This is a genomic window from Methylophaga sp. F7 (assembly GCF_056863975.1).
Genome location: NZ_CM166511.1, coordinates 1,443,167 through 1,460,978, shown reverse-complemented (window position 1 = coordinate 1,460,978; position 17,812 = coordinate 1,443,167). Strand labels below are relative to the sequence as shown.

General features: G+C 41.7%; 17 protein-coding genes. 4 read left to right on the top strand and 13 right to left on the bottom strand.

The window, feature by feature from the left end; genetic code table 11:
* Nucleotides 1–388: 388 nt before the first annotated feature.
* Nucleotides 389–682 carry a hypothetical protein gene (locus AC08OG_RS07610; RefSeq protein WP_482930492.1) on the bottom strand — a complete coding sequence of 98 codons (294 nt, stop codon included), beginning with the start codon at nt 680–682 and terminating at the stop codon, nt 389–391.
* A gap of 71 nt (nt 683–753) precedes the next feature.
* Nucleotides 754–1,197, bottom strand: coding sequence for a DUF2383 domain-containing protein (locus AC08OG_RS07605; protein ID WP_292357022.1), 444 nt, complete (start codon nt 1,195–1,197; stop codon nt 754–756).
* A 390-nt stretch (nt 1,198–1,587) separates the two neighbouring features.
* Here AC08OG_RS07605 and AC08OG_RS07600 point away from each other — a divergent pair, with 390 nt between their 5' ends.
* The 3 genes from AC08OG_RS07600 to AC08OG_RS07590 are packed head-to-tail and all read left to right on the top strand — an operon-like array spanning nt 1,588 to nt 2,942.
* Nucleotides 1,588–2,049 (top strand): hemerythrin domain-containing protein, encoded by a 462-nt coding sequence (locus AC08OG_RS07600; RefSeq protein WP_292357024.1) that lies wholly within the window; start codon nt 1,588–1,590, stop codon nt 2,047–2,049.
* Between the two features lie 42 nt (nt 2,050–2,091).
* A complete protein-coding gene (locus tag AC08OG_RS07595) occupies nt 2,092–2,448 on the top strand; it encodes a hypothetical protein (RefSeq protein ID WP_482930491.1) in 357 nt (118 codons plus the stop codon).
* Between the two features lie 35 nt (nt 2,449–2,483).
* Nucleotides 2,484–2,942: a hypothetical protein gene (locus tag AC08OG_RS07590; RefSeq protein ID WP_482930490.1), complete on the top strand. Its 459-nt coding sequence runs from the start codon at nt 2,484–2,486 to the stop codon at nt 2,940–2,942.
* 1,106 nt (nt 2,943–4,048) lie between these two features.
* Here the strand turns inward: AC08OG_RS07590 and AC08OG_RS07585 are convergent.
* The 5 genes from AC08OG_RS07585 to AC08OG_RS07565 all read right to left on the bottom strand — a co-directional run bounded on the left by AC08OG_RS07585 (nt 4,049) and on the right by AC08OG_RS07565 (nt 10,654).
* Nucleotides 4,049–4,369, bottom strand: coding sequence for a hypothetical protein (locus AC08OG_RS07585; RefSeq protein WP_439503284.1), 321 nt, complete (start codon nt 4,367–4,369; stop codon nt 4,049–4,051).
* A gap of 408 nt (nt 4,370–4,777) precedes the next feature.
* The gene (locus tag AC08OG_RS07580; RefSeq protein WP_439503283.1) at nt 4,778–5,407 is read right to left on the bottom strand and encodes a DUF5666 domain-containing protein; all 630 of its coding nucleotides are present in this window, start codon (nt 5,405–5,407) and stop codon (nt 4,778–4,780) included.
* Nucleotides 5,408–5,892: 485 nt separating this feature from the next.
* On the bottom strand, nt 5,893–8,199 hold the full coding sequence (locus AC08OG_RS07575) for an ATP-binding protein (RefSeq protein WP_482930489.1): 2,307 nt from the start codon (nt 8,197–8,199) through the stop codon (nt 5,893–5,895).
* On the bottom strand, nt 8,199–9,215 hold the full coding sequence (locus AC08OG_RS07570) for an ABC transporter substrate-binding protein (protein WP_292357036.1): 1,017 nt from the start codon (nt 9,213–9,215) through the stop codon (nt 8,199–8,201). The genes AC08OG_RS07575 and AC08OG_RS07570 overlap by 1 nt, the downstream gene beginning before the upstream one ends.
* 143 nt (nt 9,216–9,358) lie before the next feature.
* Nucleotides 9,359–10,654, bottom strand: coding sequence for a methyl-accepting chemotaxis protein (locus AC08OG_RS07565; protein ID WP_482930488.1), 1,296 nt, complete (start codon nt 10,652–10,654; stop codon nt 9,359–9,361).
* 609 nt (nt 10,655–11,263) lie between these two features.
* Between AC08OG_RS07565 and AC08OG_RS07560 the strand changes: the two genes are divergently transcribed.
* A complete protein-coding gene (locus AC08OG_RS07560; RefSeq protein ID WP_292357039.1) occupies nt 11,264–11,665 on the top strand; it encodes a YkvA family protein in 402 nt (133 codons plus the stop codon).
* Nucleotides 11,666–11,679: 14 nt separating this feature from the next.
* Here the strand turns inward: AC08OG_RS07560 and AC08OG_RS07555 are convergent, their stop codons facing one another.
* The 6 genes from AC08OG_RS07555 to AC08OG_RS07530 form a co-directional block, all read right to left on the bottom strand.
* The gene (locus AC08OG_RS07555) at nt 11,680–13,014 is read right to left on the bottom strand and encodes a class II fumarate hydratase (RefSeq protein ID WP_292357051.1); all 1,335 of its coding nucleotides are present in this window, start codon (nt 13,012–13,014) and stop codon (nt 11,680–11,682) included.
* 22 nt (nt 13,015–13,036) lie between these two features.
* Nucleotides 13,037–13,267: a DUF2789 domain-containing protein gene (locus AC08OG_RS07550; protein WP_292357053.1), complete on the bottom strand. Its 231-nt coding sequence runs from the start codon at nt 13,265–13,267 to the stop codon at nt 13,037–13,039.
* Between the two features lie 161 nt (nt 13,268–13,428).
* On the bottom strand, nt 13,429–13,602 hold the full coding sequence (locus tag AC08OG_RS07545) for a hypothetical protein (RefSeq protein WP_292357054.1): 174 nt from the start codon (nt 13,600–13,602) through the stop codon (nt 13,429–13,431).
* Between the two features lie 152 nt (nt 13,603–13,754).
* Nucleotides 13,755–14,456: a monofunctional biosynthetic peptidoglycan transglycosylase gene (mtgA, locus tag AC08OG_RS07540; RefSeq protein ID WP_439503280.1), complete on the bottom strand. Its 702-nt coding sequence runs from the start codon at nt 14,454–14,456 to the stop codon at nt 13,755–13,757.
* 125 nt (nt 14,457–14,581) lie between these two features.
* Nucleotides 14,582–17,065 (bottom strand): ABC transporter permease, encoded by a 2,484-nt coding sequence (locus AC08OG_RS07535; RefSeq protein WP_482930487.1) that lies wholly within the window; start codon nt 17,063–17,065, stop codon nt 14,582–14,584.
* Nucleotides 17,062–17,793, bottom strand: coding sequence for an ABC transporter ATP-binding protein (locus AC08OG_RS07530; protein WP_439503278.1), 732 nt, complete (start codon nt 17,791–17,793; stop codon nt 17,062–17,064). The genes AC08OG_RS07535 and AC08OG_RS07530 overlap by 4 nt, the downstream gene beginning before the upstream one ends.
* Nucleotides 17,794–17,812 lie beyond the last annotated feature (19 nt).

Below are 17,812 nucleotides of genomic sequence, written 5' to 3'. Positions count from 1 at the left end.
ATAGTCTTTTCCATAGATGAAGCTAAAGCAGTTTTATAAGCGTCAATGGTTTTTATTTAAAAGCTTATTTTCTACCGAAATAGAAATTTTTCACGGCATATTCACCTGGAAAAAGCTACTTTAATCACGAATCATTAAACGAGCCGTTAATATGCGTAATAGTAAATCTGAGCCAAATTTGAAACACATCCTACAATCGAAACGGTTACCGTGCCGAGGTTGCACTGCTGACTGTAAAAACTATGCTTTTTGCGATGGTAAGCCATGGCGGCAGAATCAAGCCGGTGTCCAAATAGGATCCAAAATTCATTAATTTAAAAGAAAACCCAATAAACCTTTATGATTTATTGGGTTCTAGTTGGATAAGTCAGATTCCGGTGAAGCAATTTTAATATTGCTGCCCAACACCTTGTTCAGTTGCCTCATCTAAACCACTATCTTCTTCATCATAAGGAGGTGTTTCAGGTAAATCGCTATCATCTTTGTTGCGGTTGATTTCTTCAGCTGATTGAGGGTTTTCAATTTCCTCCACATCTTCATCACCATAAGGGTTCTCGCTCCACTGTGGGTCAGCATCCAGCTCAGAGTCCTGCCCCATTTGATTATCCTGTTCATCGGAACAACCGGATAATATGACCGACGAGAAAGCTAATGTCATGGTAAAAAATAGTGCTTTCCACATAGTATTTACTCCTTATCATTAATCTGTGCCATAGAGCTAGGATTAGTTAACGAATTGAGGTTGTTGCGTAATCAAGAAATTTGTTCAAGGGTTGCATTAATCCATGCTCGGTGACGTCTTTCATCTGCCAAACCATTTTGTAAAATGAGTTTTATTGTTCCTGGGAAAGGCTCATCTACCATTTCTTCATAACTTTTATTAGTAACTTCTTCATTCATTTTCATTGCTTTAAGAATGGCCTTATCTCCACCCAGTTCAGCTATCACAACTTTGCCTTTAGTGAGTATCTGTTTTAGATCACCGCCATCAGCCGGATTTCCACCTTCCAGCCTTACTGATTCACTTAAAGCCGTAATGTGGTTTTGATGGTCTTCCATAAATGCGGCTAATTGTTGTTTAAACTGCATGTCATCAAGACGCTCAATCGCCGCTTTATAAGCAGCAATGGCATCGTAATCGAGTTCAATTAAATTATTGAGCTTTTTGATTAGATCTTCCGAGTTCATTTCAGTCATTACGATTATCCTTTCAACATTAGATTTATTACGTTTTACTGAGTGTTAAATAGTAACTTTGGAAATTCTTATCTGGTTGAGCTCACACTTGATATAAGTGCACATTAACCACTATCAGCAATCCTTATGCCAGACCCTGAGAGTAAGCATTAATGAGGTTCTGAAAATTCTAGTTTCCCCCTCGCAAGGGAAATTTCGATTTATTCCTATAAATTTTTCTGTAATGACAGTAATTTTTACCCATATTTTATTTTCTTTTATTCATTGAAAACTTATAAAACTTTCAGCTATATCCAAGCCCACCAGGCTTTAGCAGAGATTTGTTCATCTCGGGTACGTAATTTGCAAAAGGACTGATAGTAATCTACCGAAATCAAAAGGTTTAGAAACATGACTGATACAAAAAAGACACAGCACAACGCCATAACCTTACTGAAAAAAGATCATCAGAAAGTTAAACAGGCGTTCGCCCAATATGAAGAGCTCGGGCCATATGCGTTTGTTCATAAGAAAAAGCTGGCCGATCAAATTTGTGCAGAACTGACACTGCATACCCAGTTGGAAGAGGAAATTATCTACCCAGCGTTTCGTGAAAAACTTTCAGATGAAAAAGATTTGCTCAATGAAGCTAAGGTTGAACATGACAGTGCCAAGGTATTGATCAAAGAAATTCAACAAATGCAGGCAGATGAGGAATTATTTGATGCCAAAGTCAAGGTGCTTTCAGAATACATTGAGCACCATGTTAAAGAAGAAGAAGACGAAATGTTTCCTTTATTGCAGAAAAGTGATGTTGATTTGGCGTTACTCGGCGAAAAACTGTTTCAACGCAAACAACAACTCAATAAATAACACTTGAGTAAAACTTCATAAACCCATCTGGGAATAATGATTATGAATAACAATCATGCAAACAAAGCAGAGATGGAATGGATCTCACTGAAAAAAGAAGCCACCGTGTTCCCCATTTATTCCATGCGTAAAGCCTGGGATGTTTTAGAAAAGGAAATCAATTTCTTATCTGCATCCGCTGACAAACCAAACAATGATTCAATCAAACAGGGCAGGCTTGATATTGGTGAAATCACGGTTTTGGATCCCCGATTGGGAAATCTTATCCATAGTCTGGAATATACCCGTATGAGTATCGAGGGAATCCAATCCCCTCCTGTTTCGATGATCGTGGATTACATTCAAGCCTGTGAAAGAGTGCATTGGATTTTGGATAACTATCGTAAGCTCGCCAGCTGACCTTTCTGACCAACAATATAAAAAGGGAATTTGCAATGGCAAAACTGGTTAAATGTAGAAAATGTGAATATCAGGTAGCACGAACTGCCAATAATTGCGTCCAATGCAATACAAAAAATCCTGGTCTGACCACCACAGATTATTTTATTAATACCCTATGTTTTGCCACACTTCTGCTAGGAATCATGCTGCTCTATAAAATCTCGTTTAATGAACAGTTAATCCAGATTGCAGATGTGGAAGCGGCAGGGTTTGAAAAACAGTATCAACGCCAAACCTTGATTGAAAATGCGGAAGATGGTTGGGTTGGCCAATGGAAGAGTGAACGAATTGAACTGTATCAATTTACCGATACAGTGGCCGTGGACTTGGAATTTTTTTCCAAACGGGCCGCTCCTGATAATGTAAATGGATGGAACGATGCCTGTATACACAAAAACATCATTTTACTTAGTAAAGGGCATAATGCCTGTCAGACACTTAAACAGTTATAAAATAAATTATTGGAGCAGACTCTAAGGGCTTGTTTATCTTTCATCTCCGCCTCTGTTGTGAGCTGAAAAAGCGTCAATCAAGGTACGAGGAACGCCTTTTGTGAGATACATCCATGTATCCCACCCCGTTGGGGCTTACGCTCAAAAACGTTTATCTCCATGGATGGAGTGTATGCAAAAGCAATGTCTGGAACATTGCTTGTCCTGACGTTTTTGTAGTTATTCTAAATAAGTGACGAGTAACGCAGACCGGCGCGCGCCTCCCTGGCGCGCCGGCATACAGTTCATCCGTGGACATAAGTGACGCTTTTTCAGTCACAACCCCAAGGGCTGGGACTATTTTTGCGGCCGCCTGCGTTGTATGAAATACATCCCTGTATTTCACCGCTACGCGGCCAGCTAAGCTGTTCAAATGAATTCCAACTCATTTGTCAATCACTTATGTAGGAAGGCTACACTGCGTGCTTTCCGCCTTGTCGGACACAAAACAAAATAGCCGCCAGCAGTGGTGGATATGAAAGATAAACAAGCCCTAAATCATTAATCCGCATCAAATGTTTCAATATCATCAGTAATCTCATCATATAGACGAAGTTAGGACCTCAGTATCTTTTTTCGTCTTAGCGGGGGATCATTCTGGAACAAGCTTCTAGTTTTCATCTGCTTCAGCTCCTATTACTCCCTGTGTCACAGTACCCCGGCTAGATTTGTACTTGAAATATTATTACTATGAGTAACAGGATTGTCTATCTCGTTTTAATTCATTCATTTCATCTGCCAGTAAAGGCAGACTCGTAATCATGCTGGCAAAAAAAGTCATTTTAATGAGTTGTGTAGCCATTTTAAACTCCTATCCAAAATGCTCAAGAAAGCATTAAGGCTTATATCAAATAAGAATATGAAGTTAGAAGGCCTTAAGGACATCATATTTCATTTGTTAAAATGAAATGCTTAGGTGAGAAATTAGTTTGATAAAAAAAATGAAAACGTAGCGTTACTTCCTTAGTAAATTTGTTGGTCAACACTGAGAAATCAACCAGCTAATTACTCCATTAAAACGCTACGCTCCCATTGAACTTAGAATTTTATTTTACGTTCAATTTATTTTATTCAGGATATCCTTCCTCACCCATTTTGTGGGCAGGGTGCTTATCGTTTCCGCCCTTATCCTTATCATAGGCTTCTTCATCAGGCACCACGTCCATGTCTTCATCCATTTCATCATAGGTGGTTGTATCACCCTGACGGTTTTTGTCCATTTTCTTCTCTTTATCCTGATGTTTTTTGTCCATGTCATGCTGAGTTTTATTAACTTTTTGTTCCCACTCAGGATCATCTTTATTCATTTTTTCATGATCATCTGCTAAGACAGGTGTAACAGCAAAAGCTGTAGCAATTGCAGTTGAAAGAAATAGTTGCTTAAACATTTCATTCTCCTTTTTATTTAACGGCAATTTTTGTATTCAGGTAGAAAATCAAAGAAAGAGCCGAATGCTTTCCTTGTATCAAACAACCTCGCAAGCCTCATGCCAAAATAATTATCACTATAAAATACACGGAAAATTCAAAAAAATTATTATTTAAAATCAGCAGCTTGACGAGACTTTAATGCAAAATACATTAAACTTATGCTCAAGATCTATTATGAATTTTTCATGTACAACTAATGACAAAGTCATGTAATTTTTACAATCACCTCTAAATTTTTTTAGGTGTTTGTTCAGCATTGCCATAAAAATTTCTAAGTAATAAATCAATAGCGGACTAGCATCAGACATTACATTTGAAATAAGGCTATGCCGACTGAGCCAGCATAGCCTGTGTATTTAAAACGATTATGAAGCGCTATAAAGGGTTGTTACATAGTTTGCTTCAAAAACTCGACCTTCAAAAAAGTCGTGATCAATGCTTCCTTGCACGCTTACTCTGTCCCCTACATCAAGCTGTTGAAATCCCTCATTATCAAGCGGATTGTATGTCAATTCATCCACTTCGACAGTCAGCTCCTGAAGTCCGGAATCAAGCGTAAATTGCTCTCCATTCGCATCTACGCTGGTAATCGTCCCCTGCACTACTGTATCCGTTACACTGGGTGAGATTATTGAATAACCTATATCCTCCTCATCCATTGCACTCGCATAAAAATAGGTATCAATATTTTTTACATAAACACTGCTGGCTTCTATAGTAGTCAGATCGTAAAAATCATCATCGATCATGCCTGAGACTCTCACTTCATCCCCCTGGATTAACTTGTAACCATCAGCATCACGGTCGCCATCGTCCATTTCTACAGTGATCTGCCCATCACCATAATCCAGTTCAAACGCATCAGCGGTGACAGAGGTAACTTCACCATTAATACTGATCCAGCTATCATCTTCTAACGCGTAAGGATTTATAGCGACTGCTGGCAATGCAAATAAAGTCAAAGAAGCAAATGTCAGGATTCTCGTGTTATTCATATCTTCCTCCTAATAAACGTCTTCTATAGTCTGAGTAAAAATCAGTCATATTATTTACAAGGAATACGTTTGATGACTCTAAATCAGCAATGCTTAACTTGGTCATCATTATCAACTCTAAAGCTGAATTTGAAATTATTTGGATAATTAAAACACTTTAGATTTATTGCATTAATATCTCGTTATTCCCTGCTCAAAAAATTATGCAACCGTTATACCAGTCCAAATAAAAAAATTAACTGAAAACCGTCAGACTTGGCATTAATTTTATCTAGAGGGTTTTATAGATTTAAATATGTAACTGGCAAGGTTAATTTAGATAATTGTTAATTAAAAATATTTCGAGAGAGTCATGAAATTTTTTCAGATACCTGTAAAAAATTTAAACACGGACGAGTAATATAAAATAGATATTTGTAATACAAACAACAACTAGGCTGAAGATTCTGTCAGGATTGTATTATCAGAGATCAACTTGATTTAGTTTAATCCGGTGAGACTTGTCCTTCGCCATCAAGGGCCATTCTGACCTTGCTGGCCAGCTCTTCACGCTTATAGGGTTTAGACAGAAGTAATACCCCTTTATCCAGTCGACCATGGTGAACAATAGAGTTTTCGGTATAACCTGATGTATATAAAATGCGCAATGATGGTCTTAGCCTCAGGGCATGCTCGGCTATTTTTCGGCCATTTAATCCTTCCGGTAACACGACATCGGTTAATAGCAAATCAATCGTCTGTTCAGATTGCAGAATATCCATTGCCTGTTTGCCATCGGCGGCTGACAGTACCTCATAACCTAAAGCTGTCAATTGAGTTAATACATATTCCCTTACCATAGGATCATCTTCAACCACTAAAATAGTTTCATGACCAATCTGTAAGTTGATGGACTCTTGAGTATTAGCTTTTAGCTGGGGTGTATTATCCATTGCAACTGGTAGGTAAAGTCTTACTGTTGTTCCCTGTCCAGGCTCAGAATAGATATTAACGTGACCGTTACTTTGTTTAATAAAGCCATAAACCATTGCCAACCCTAAGCCTGTCCCTTTGTCTTTCGATTTGGTGGTGTAAAAAGGCTCAAATACTTTATCAAGTTTGTCTGCATCAATACCGCAGCCAGAATCCGAAACGGCTAGCACAACGTAATCACCTGAAGTGATGTCATGATTTTGAGCATATTCTTCCGGTAAATGGGTATTTTTGGCTTCAATAACTAATTGACCGCCTTTTGGCATGGCATCTTTTGCATTTAATGACAAATTAAGCAGCGCATTTTCAAACTGTCCAGCATCGACAAGGACGTGCTTTAATGGACCTTCAGCAATAAACTTGATGACAATCCCTTCGCCAACAGCACGTTCCAATAACGGCCAAAGCTGATCGATAAGTTGTTTGATACTCTCTGGCTTGGGATCAAGCGGCTGTTTACGGGCGAAGGCTAATAGACTGCGGGTTAACTCCGCGCCTCGGTAACCGGCTTGTAAAATCATATCCGCTAATGGTTTGAGTCTGTTGGAATCCTCAAATGATTCTGTAAGGATTTGCGAGTTGCCAATTACCACCGTGAGCAGATTATTAAAATCATGTGCCACACCACCCGTTAATTGACCTACCGCTTCCAGCCGTTGAGATTGGCGCAGTCGGTTTTCAAGCTCCATACGTTCGGAGATATCCTGAAAGGCACCATGAACGCCGATTATGTTTCCTTCATGGTCACGAACAGCTTCACCAGATGTCCGCACCCAGATCGGTGTTCCAGCAGAATTAATGATTTGTAACTCTGCATCATAGGGAATTCCCCGCTGATAGCAGGCAGTAAATAATTCCTGCATACGTGGCTGATGCTCAGCAATATAAAAAGAAAGACCTTCTTCAATGGTTGGGCTATAGCCTTTTGGTTTGCCATGGATGTTGGCCACCATCTCAGACCAAATAACCTGTTTGGTTCTCATATCCACCGACCACCCACCAAACCGGGTGATTCTGCCAGCAATTTCCAGTAATTCAGCTTGTTTTTTTAATTCACTCTGCTGCAGGATGATCTGTTGGTTTGAGCGATCTTTTTGATCCAGCAGCGCATTAAAAGCCATCGATAACTCTGCCATTTCATCTTTGCCAAACACCTCAGCCCGAGCTGTGTTGTCATTAAGCGATATTTTTTTGATTGTATCGATAAGATTTCGGGTAGGCAGAGCGATACGCTGATAAATCATATTGAATGCCAATACACATAACACACCAAAGATCAGCGTAGATAACATGAAAACAAACAAAATACGGTTTATATGACTTTCAATAACTTGCTGATTTTCCTGCATCAATTGATCAATAGAGCTTTCAATTGCAATACCATGATCAGCAACCTGGTTGATAAGCAATCTTGATCTCAACGGCAATGACAGAGGATTCATTTGATAGTCATTAATGATGGGGTCAGTATTTTCCGGAAGACTTTGATAAGCATCTTCTACTGATTTAATCAACTGATCGATATGCCGTATTGCCCGTTGGGCATTAAACTTACCTCGCTCCAGTTTTGAAAGATCTTGCTGGATTTGTCGCGCATCACTCAAAAAAACCTGCCACAGACGTTCGTCAGGCCGAAATATCAATAAATTATCACTGCCGACAGATAATGCATCAATTTTGTTATTTAACGTTGCAAACGAATTAAGTTCAATGCGTTTTAATTCAACCTGGTGGTAACTCCAGGCACCTAACACAATTAAAAATAGTAGTCCCAGCAGACATGAACTGATAAAGAAAATAGACGTTTGAACCAGTTTCATCACTGGTTCTCCTCAGTTTGCATCGTTGGAATCTTAACTAAAAAAGGCTGTATTGCTTTTAAGGGTTCGGGAGCAAACCAGGAGGTCACATTGGTTGGTTTTTCGGATCCGGGAAAATTATTGAGCTTAGCCCATTGAATATTCTGATGTAATTCTGAAATTAAAGACCAGTTTAAATTTAACTGATGTAATCCTGGCTGATAATTTTGACCCAAAATTGCGTTTTCACTCATTTCCTGGCTATACATCTGCATCACGTTATCCGTGTCTGAGTGTATAAGACTGATGGCATCGGCGTAAGCCATTAGCAATTGCTGACAGTTTTGTGGGTTCTGCTCCGTTATTTTGCGAGTTGTTACCAGTAGCCATTTTGCGCTATACACATGACTACCCTCCACCTGTTTGAGCTGGTCACCATATTCCGCAATAAAATGATTGGTCCATGGCTGCCAGGTAACAATTGCATCGACCTTGTCATCAATTAATGCCTTACCCAATTCTGAAATGGGTAAATCGATAATATCTACCTGATCTGTATTTACCTGATAAAAAACCGAATAAACCCACCAGATATATTCTGAATTGGTTCCTTTAGGCAAACCAATACGTCCTCCTGACAAATCAGTAACTGTCTGAATTTGCTTACCATTAGTGGTTGTCAGGATTTGATTCATTAAGGTGGAATGCAGAAGATTCCCCAGAATAACGGGCTCATCATTCTGAAGTTCATTATTTGCATTAGCTAATTTATCCAGCGTAAACGCTGTTGGTGAGACCAAGGCAAAATCAACTTTTCCGGCACGCAAATCGTCAAGACTTTGCCTACCCGAATTATTAAAACTCACATCAACATCAAGCTGATATTTTTTGAATAACTCATTTTTACTGGCGACAAGAGTGGGGAGATCCCCCAAATAATTCACACCAGCCAATTTCAATGATGGGATGTCTGTATTCTCAGAACTACAAGCGACTGAAAACAAGACGAATAATATTAAAACTCTTTTCAGGCCCATCTTATTTTCCGTAATGAGTTCATATGCTTATAGTTATTATTGCGTACACAACGCCCAGAGCTTTAATTTATTTATGTCATCAAAATTAAAGTAGTCCTGATAATTTGTTATACCCTAACAATCAAGATCTTGAAATCCCTTGCCTATAAAAGCGAAGAAACCGTTCGTGAAACATCCTCAGGACCATGCAATATTTCTGTCATCACTGATGAAACAGCAGAAAGTTGTTCATTACTGTCGAGGGCCCGTTGTTTCACGCTATCCATCTTTTGCGTGACATCATGTGTAAGCTTACGGTTTTGCTTAACAACTTCTTTTATTTCCTCCGTGGACTCGCTTGTTCTCGACGCCAGCTTTCTGACCTCATCAGCCACCACGGCAAACCCACGCCCCTGATCGCCGGCACGTGCGGCTTCGATGGCTGCGTTTAATGCCAACAGATTTGTCTGTTCTGCAATGTCATTAATCGTTGAAACGATATTTTCAATATTTTTAGATTCATTATTCAACTGTTCGATATTGGCTGACGTATCCGATACATCCTGCAGAATTGTGTTGGACATTTGTACCGAGGTATTGAGTAATTCAACACCATTTTTAGCTATTTGCGAGGTTTCCTCTGCTGTTGAAAATGACATCTCCGCAGCACGCATTACTCGGTCGTTATGCTCGATTCTCTGGGTAATATCACTGGCAAACTTAATGACCTTAACCACCTTGCCTTCATCATCAAACACTGGATTATAAGAAGCTTCTAACCAGACGGCTTGACCAGAAGATGTTTTCCTTTGGTATTGATCAGAGAAAAATTTTCCCGAACTGATTTCTGACCAGAAATTGGGGTTTTCTTCGTAGAATTGATCGAAACAGAACATGCGATGATGCTTACCAACCACATCATTTAAAGAATAACCAACTACCGAAAGGAAATTATCATTAGCCGTTAAAATTTGTCCATCTGGAGTAAACTCAATAATCGCCATTGAACGGTTTAATGCATTGGAGGCCGCTTCAAGATCACGCATTTTGTTATGTGAACGCGTCACATCTGAAGCAATTTTAAAGATAGCGGTAACGTTATTGTCCTTGTCAGTTATTGGAAAATATGATGCTTCTAACCATATTGTTTGGTCTGGCTTGGTAAGTCTTTTAAACCTGCCGGATTGTTGTTTGCCCCGTGAGAGTTCATCCCAGAATATTTTATACTCCGCAGAACGAATATAATCGTCATGGCATAAAACCTTATGGTGTTTGCCGACCAGTTCTGACTTTTCATAACCCACAACGGATAAAAAGTTGTCATTTACATCCTCGATAATACCTTTACTATTAAATTGAATAGTCGCTACAGATTCCTGTATTGAATTGATAAGGCTGTAAATTTCATTATATTTAGTAGTTACCTCAGCTAAATCACTTTTAAGTTTTTTATTAAACATCTTAATATTGCCCACTGCTGCCGAATAATTTTTATTATGATTATCAACACGAGATAATCATTATTTTTTATGCGGAATTAAAGCGGATAGATTGTGAATTTTATGTCAACAATCGACTGGATCTTGTGAATTTTTTAATGGGCAAGCACACAAAAAAAATCAATGATGCTAGGGCTTGTTTATCTTTCATATCCTCCACTGCTGGCGGCTATTTTTGTGTCCGACAAGGCGGAAAGCACGCGGTGTAGCCTTCCTACATAAGTGATTGATAAATGAGTCTGGAACTCATTTGAACAGCTACGCAGGCGGGTGCAAAAATAGTCCCAGCCCTTCGGGTTATGACTGAAAAAGCGCCACTTATGTCCACGGATGGACTGTATGCCGGCGCGCCAGGGAGGCGCGCGCCGGTCTGCGTGGCCTACATGGATGTAGGTCAGGGGCGTGAGCAGGATGCGGAAGCTTTGCTCGTCGCTTATTTAGAACAACTACAAAAACGCCGGGAGCGTTTTTGAGCGTAAGCCCCAATGGGGTGAGATACATGGATGTATCTCACAAAAGGCGCTCCTAGTGCCTTGATTGACGCTTTTTCAGCTCACAACAGAGGCGGAGATGAAAGATAAACAAGCCCTTATAACTAAACTAAAAATGTTTGCCAGAGGCATGAAAGTTCAAATTTCTGCTTTATATCTGGCAATCAAGGATCCGGCGGTTCCAAAGGTGGCTAAGTGGTTGGGTGTTGCGGTAGTGGCGTATGCGTTAAGCCCGATTGATCTTATTCCAGATTTTATTCCGGTGATTGGTTATCTGGACGATTTGATTATTTTGCCTTTAGGAATTTACTTAGCCATTAAACTGATACCGGAGGCAGTTTGGTCTGACTGTCTGGCTAAAGCTGAGTTACATCCCATTCAATTACCCAGAAATCGTTATGCAGCGGCTGTAATCATTGGCTGTTGGATACTATTTGCAGGCATGTGCAGTTATGGTATTTGGTATCTGATATCAAACTAATCACATTTACAGCATCATCGTGGTCCTAACATTTTTTCCGGCTGGATAAGTTCATCGAATGCTTCTGCAGTGATCAAACCAGAGCGAACAGCCTCTTCTCGTAATGTGGTTCCATGAGAATGTGCCTTTTGTGCAATCAAACTGGCGTTGTCATATCCAATGATCGGTGAGAGGACGGTCACCAGCATCAGTGAGTTATTTAAAAATGCTTCGATTTGTGGCCTATCCGGCTCAAGCCCGCGCAGGCAATATTCTGTAAAACTATTGATGACATCTTTTAATAATCTGATGGATTGTAATAGTGAAAAGATCATTAACGGTTTATAGGTATTCAGTTCTAATTGCCCCTGAGCACCCGCTAGCGTAATCGTTACGTGATTTCCCATCACCTGTGCACATACCATCAGCATGCTTTCACATTGGGTTGGATTCACTTTTCCCGGCATGATTGAGGAACCGGGTTCATTTTCAGGTAAATGCAGTTCGCCTATACCGCAACGAGGTCCTGACCCCAGTAATCGAATGTCAGCCGCAATTTTGTTCAGACTAACCGCCAGAGTGTTTAAAACACCCGATACATTGACCAGACCATCGTGAGCGGCTTGCAAAGAGAGTTTGTTATCACTGGCAGTAAAAGGTAAGCGGGTAAATTCGCTTAACTGTCTGGCAAAGTTTTCAGCAAATTCGGCAGAACTATTTAGTCCTGACCCCACGGCTGTGCCTCCTTGAGGAATAGCATACAGTTCAGCAGTTGCCTGCTTTAACCGATCAATATTAGTTTGTAGTTGGGCCGCATAGGCCGAAAACTGCTGCCCTAACGTTAACGGTGTTGCATCCTGCAGATGCGTTCTGCCAATTTTTATTATGGATTGCCATTGTTTCGAATGTTCCGCCATTACCTGCTGCATCTTTGTTAAGGCTGGTAACAGCTGAAGTTGAATTTGTTCTACCGTAGCAATATGCATTGCTGTCGAAAAACTATCGTTGGTGGATTGCCCCATGTTGCAGTGATCATTGGGATGCACCTGAATCGTCGAATTCAATTGCTGTGTCGCCAGATTGGCAAGCACCTCATTTGCATTCATGTGGGTTTGTGTACCCGAACCTGATTGCCAGATGGTTAATGGAAATTGCTGATCATGTTCGCCATTTATCACTTCAAGGCTAGACTCAGCTATTGCCAAACCGATATTTTTTTCCAATTGCAGACAATCAATATTCGCCAGAGCGGCACAGTGTTTCACCAACCCCAAGGCACGAATAAACTCACGAGGAAAGGTTTCACCACCAATGGCGAAATGTTTCATGGCCATCTGGGTTTGCTGGCCCCAAAGTTCTACAGCAGACATCTAAAGCAATCAGATTTAACGCTTACTGCCGTAACTGAACGTTAAGTTGATCAACGACCTCAGCCCAGTCAGAATCAGAAGCTAAACATTCTTTAATAAAAGCTGATTGAGAGGGTGACCAGAAACTGGCGTTTTCCAGTTTTTCATCTTCCTGCAGCGTATGGCTAGCCATAAATTGCTCGATGGCTGCTTCATTGCTTTCCAACCCCAGCTGCATAAAAAGGTTTTCCATAGTGTGTTGTGTCATATCCATAGCAATGGACCTCAAATTTAAGTTAATTTCTGAACTTAACACTACGCTTACTTAAGCTGTTTTTCAAAGCTTCATTCAGGGGCTGAAATTATGAGTAAAGTCCATTACATTAGGACAAATACATCAGGATGATTGAATCGTCATACTGATACATTTTGACCTTAAGATATTGATGCCAGCCAGTCTTGGTAACTTGGTTTAGCCTCGGCATGTAAACCGGCAGAACTAAAGGCTCTTTCACTATCGATTATTTCACCGTTGTGCTCAAACACATTATGATCTGCATAATGTTTTGCCCAGCTTTCAAGGTCATGTGTCATCGAATTCATTCTCATCGTCTCACTCCATTTTATTTTAAAAAAATCTGCTGATTGCCTTTTACAAGTCAATCAACTGAAGTCGATTCTAAGGACGGAATGTTTAATTTATGTGAAGAATCAATGCTCTGAGGTCAGGATGTGAGATCGCTCACATTTATCTATCAATATTATTCTTCGTTTAACGGTGCCAACCATTGAACACCTCCAAGTCTGCGTTGCTGCTGCAAATTCCATTCGGCACGTTTATGTAAATGCTGCGCCGGTCGGGCCGGGTTGTAATTCAATGGACTGGGTAATGAGGAAGCCAGTAATGCTGCTTGCATCGGTGTCAGATTAGCCGCAGAGCGACCAAAGTGATATTGGCTGGCCGCTTCCAGGCCAAACACTCCCGGCCCCCACTCAGCAATATTCAGATAAATCTCAAGAATGCGCTGTTTGCTCCAGCTGAGCTCAATCAGCAAGGTAAACCAGACTTCGAGACCTTTTCTGAACCAGCTGCGGCCGGTCCATAAATACATGTTTTTTGCCACTTGCTGACTGATCGTGCTTGCACCACGCAAGCCTCCCCGACGCTCTCGTTCTTTTAACGCCTGCTGAATCGCCTTAAGGTCAAATCCACTGTGTAACGGAAATTTCTGATCCTCAGAGGTCACAACAGCTAAAGCCGCATGTTTTGGCATCTCGTCCCAGCTGAGCCAGGTTTTGCGAAGTTGAAAGTCTTCAGTTGACGTTATCCAGCGGTCTGCCATCACCATGGTTATTGGTGGATTTACCCAGCGAAAAGGTAATACCAGCAATAGACTCAACAGGACAAACGCCAATATCGTTAGCAGCAATACCTTTAAAAAGAAACGATATATTCGATGCACAGTTATTCCTAAGCAAAACAGGCATCCTCAGGATGCAAATCTGCACATAATGAAACGTTTATTTTAGTCACGCAAGCTAGGGCTTGTTGATCTTTCATCCCGACCACTGCTGGTTTACCGTCTGGTTATTCCAGCCTTCTTAATAACAACATGGGCGAAACGGTTAATACAGGCGTTAATTGCCAACGTCCAAGGATGGCAAGAATCACTGCACTGATAAAAGGCAGGCTCATCACAACTGGCCAATGCCAACGAAATTCGCCATCAAACATACGATTTTGTAGTGCCCACACGGCAACTTCAGCTGCCAGTACACCCAGAATGCCAGCCAGAAAACCAATCAATGCAAACTCAATAGTTGTAGATTTGACCAGTAATTTCTGTTGGCCACCCAGGGTACGTAATAAGGCGCCCTCACGCTGCCGCTCCGACATCGTTGCACTGACAACTGCGACCATCACGGCAATTGCGGCCAGCAAAATCATCAATAATATCGCTTCCACCGCCTGTGTTACCTGAGCAATGATTTGCTGAATTCGTTCGATAATATGATCAATTTCCAACACTGAAATGGTGGGAAACTGCCGCACAAAATCGTTCAATAACGGTTTATCCTGTTCAGCAAGGTAGAAGCTCGTCAGCGAGGTACTGGGTAATCCATCTATCGTGCCATTGGGCGGAAAAATAATAAAAAAGTTGGGCCGCATGCTGTCCCATTGCACACTGCGAATACTGGTGATGGTTGTGCTGACTTTTTCGGCCCCCACCGTAAAGCCCAGTTCATCACCAACCTCTACCCCAAGTGACTCAGCCAGTGATTGTTCAATCGACAACCCTGTTGTTTCACCTGGCTTAAACCAGCGCCCGGAAACGATTTGATTATCATCTGGATAAGAATCTGACGTTGTCAGGTTTAATTCGCGGCGCAATTCATCATCATCTTTATTGAACGCAACGTCTTGTGCAGGTTGCGCATTAATCTCAGTCAGTCTGCCGCGAACTATAGGATATAGAGGGCTACGGTTTATCTGATGCTGTGAGAAAAATGCTTCTACCTCATCCACTGCTTCCGGAGCAATATTCAGCAGAAAATGATTTGGCGCATCTTCCGGCAACTGCGCCTGCCAGTCGGCTAATAAGGAAGATCGCACCAGAACTAACGTAGCGGCCAACATAATAGTCATGGCAAATACCGACATTTGTGACAGGGTCGCATTACGATGTCGATACAACGCAATCACCGCCAATCGCCAACCACCCTTTCCGGCAGGAAATCTGCGTAATAACCAGATTAGACCCGCACCGACAACCGCCAGTGAAATAACTAAAACAATAACTGCCCCGAGCAATGCTGTTACCAGCTTAATATCATTGACATACACCCATAACAACCCAAATATCACCGCTACAGCTAACAATAAATCTTTGACTAAAGCGGACTTGTCATTGGTAGGCAAGCTGCGAAAAACTCTCATTGCCGGTGTATTGCGTAAACGATCAATCGGAGGGTAGGCAAAGGCAAATAAAGCGACTAAAGCAGTTAGTATGGCTGGCCACAGTTGCCAGAAGTCAACCTCGAATTGTAACGGCTGATCCATTAACTGTGCGGTCATTGAAGCCAATAACCAGGCAGCAGGTATGGCGAGTATTAAGCCAATGATGGTTGCCATTAGGCCCCATACAATTAAGCGTGATAAATACAATATACGAATACGTTTGCCAGTCAGCCCCATGGTTTTTAGTAATGCCACGCGATCCCGCTGGCTTAAGGCATATTGTCTGCTGGAAACAGCTATTGCCACAACTGCAAGCAACACCGCCAGACTGCCGCCAAGTAATAAAAAGCCCTCTGCTTTTTCTAAAGATTCCCCCAGGGTTTCACCTTGCCGGACATCCACCCAGTGGTAATTTTCTGTTAAGCGCGGCTCCAACCATGCTTCAAAATCAGTCAGTTCGGCCTCACTACCGGCAAATAATCCACGGTGCCGAACACGGCTCCCAGGTTGTATCACCTCCGTAGCGGCTACATCATCCACATGCATCATCACTCGTGGTGCGAGAGAAGAAAGCCGAAAGCCACCATCCGGTTCACGCATAATCACGCCGGTCACTTCAAGGGAAGTGGCGCCAATTTCCAGCGTATCACCAGGCCGTAATTTCAATAAGCGCATAAGCCGGGGATTCAACCAGACTTCGCCGGGTTGAGGCCCAGAGGATGAGACTTGCCTCGGACTCTCCAGATCGGCCTGCCATTCAATTTCTCCCCGTAAGGGGTAAGCATTATCAATCGCTTTGACGGCAACCAGCTGGAATTGGCTTTCGTTGAAAACCATGGTGCCAAACTCAATCATGCGGCCAGTTTGAAGACCTTGCTTTTCTGCCTCGGCATACCAGGCGTCTGGAATGGGGGCGTTGGTTCGGCTGTTTAACTGACGATCTGCTGCCAAAAATGCACTGGCCGATGTCATTAATGTTCTTTGCAGATGATCTGCAAAAGCATTAATAGTTGCCACAGTTGCTACAGCTATGATCATCGCCATTAACATGACTTTTACATTTCGCTCACGTAAATCCTGGGTGAAGGAAATCACTTTAGCCGTCACGTTCATGCAGATAACACCTCTGCATTTGCATCTGTTTTCTCATGCAGTACGCCTGCCTCAATAATGAAATATCGCTGACATCGCTCTGCCAGTTGTTGATCATGCGTCACCATTACCAGCGTAGTGCCGTGTTCACTGTTCAGATTCATTAATAATTCAGTAATCGCCTCCCCCGTTCGGGTGTCCAGATTACCGGTAGGTTCGTCTGCAAATAACACTTGAGGATTCACAGCAAAGGCTCTGGCAATGGCTACCCGTTGTTGTTCACCACCCGATAATTGTCGTGGTGTGTGTAGCATTCGCTCACCTAGACCAACCCGTTTGAGCAGGTATTCAGCTTTATCCCGGGCATCAGCTAAACCGGCTAACTCGATGGGTAACATGACATTTTCAATAGCTGATAATGTGGGTAACAATTGAAAAGACTGGAATACAAAACCGACGCGCTGAGAACGCAGACTGGCACGTTCATCTTCTGACAAAGTACTAATGAGATGACCATCCAGACTGACCTTTCCACTGGTTGGTAAATCCAGTCCTGCCAATAACCCCAGTAAGGTGGTTTTACCTGAACCGGAACGCCCGACAATGGCTGCAGACTCGCCTTTACGAATGTCCATATTGACTTGTTGTAAAATTGACAGTTTATCGGTGCCCAAATCAACCGAATGTGACAGATTTTGTACCTGTATCATGAAGTCGTTTGACGGATCCGGTTGTCTATCTGTGGACATACTTTCCTCACATAATTAA

Excerpts from the sequence above, each read along its gene's own strand:
- AC08OG_RS07530 (WP_439503278.1), bottom strand. The coding sequence starts at position 17,793 with ATGTCCACAGATAGACAACCGGATCCGTCAAACGACTTCATGATACAG.
- AC08OG_RS07585 (WP_439503284.1), bottom strand. The coding sequence starts at position 4,369 with ATGTTTAAGCAACTATTTCTTTCAACTGCAATTGCTACAGCTTTTGCT.
- AC08OG_RS07610 (WP_482930492.1), bottom strand. The coding sequence starts at position 682 with ATGTGGAAAGCACTATTTTTTACCATGACATTAGCTTTCTCGTCGGTC.
- AC08OG_RS07595 (WP_482930491.1), top strand. The coding sequence starts at position 2,092 with ATGAATAACAATCATGCAAACAAAGCAGAGATGGAATGGATCTCACTG.
- AC08OG_RS07580 (WP_439503283.1), bottom strand. The coding sequence starts at position 5,407 with ATGAATAACACGAGAATCCTGACATTTGCTTCTTTGACTTTATTTGCA.
- AC08OG_RS07590 (WP_482930490.1), top strand. The coding sequence starts at position 2,484 with ATGGCAAAACTGGTTAAATGTAGAAAATGTGAATATCAGGTAGCACGA.
- AC08OG_RS07575 (WP_482930489.1), bottom strand. The coding sequence starts at position 8,199 with ATGAAACTGGTTCAAACGTCTATTTTCTTTATCAGTTCATGTCTGCTG.
- AC08OG_RS07560 (WP_292357039.1), top strand. The coding sequence starts at position 11,264 with ATGAAAGATAAACAAGCCCTTATAACTAAACTAAAAATGTTTGCCAGA.
- AC08OG_RS07605 (WP_292357022.1), bottom strand. The coding sequence starts at position 1,197 with ATGACTGAAATGAACTCGGAAGATCTAATCAAAAAGCTCAATAATTTA.
- AC08OG_RS07565 (WP_482930488.1), bottom strand. The coding sequence starts at position 10,654 with ATGTTTAATAAAAAACTTAAAAGTGATTTAGCTGAGGTAACTACTAAA.
- AC08OG_RS07545 (WP_292357054.1), bottom strand. The coding sequence starts at position 13,602 with ATGAGAATGAATTCGATGACACATGACCTTGAAAGCTGGGCAAAACAT.
- AC08OG_RS07550 (WP_292357053.1), bottom strand. The coding sequence starts at position 13,267 with ATGGATATGACACAACACACTATGGAAAACCTTTTTATGCAGCTGGGG.
- AC08OG_RS07535 (WP_482930487.1), bottom strand. The coding sequence starts at position 17,065 with ATGAACGTGACGGCTAAAGTGATTTCCTTCACCCAGGATTTACGTGAG.
- AC08OG_RS07600 (WP_292357024.1), top strand. The coding sequence starts at position 1,588 with ATGACTGATACAAAAAAGACACAGCACAACGCCATAACCTTACTGAAA.
- AC08OG_RS07555 (WP_292357051.1), bottom strand. The coding sequence starts at position 13,014 with ATGTCTGCTGTAGAACTTTGGGGCCAGCAAACCCAGATGGCCATGAAA.
- AC08OG_RS07570 (WP_292357036.1), bottom strand. The coding sequence starts at position 9,215 with ATGGGCCTGAAAAGAGTTTTAATATTATTCGTCTTGTTTTCAGTCGCT.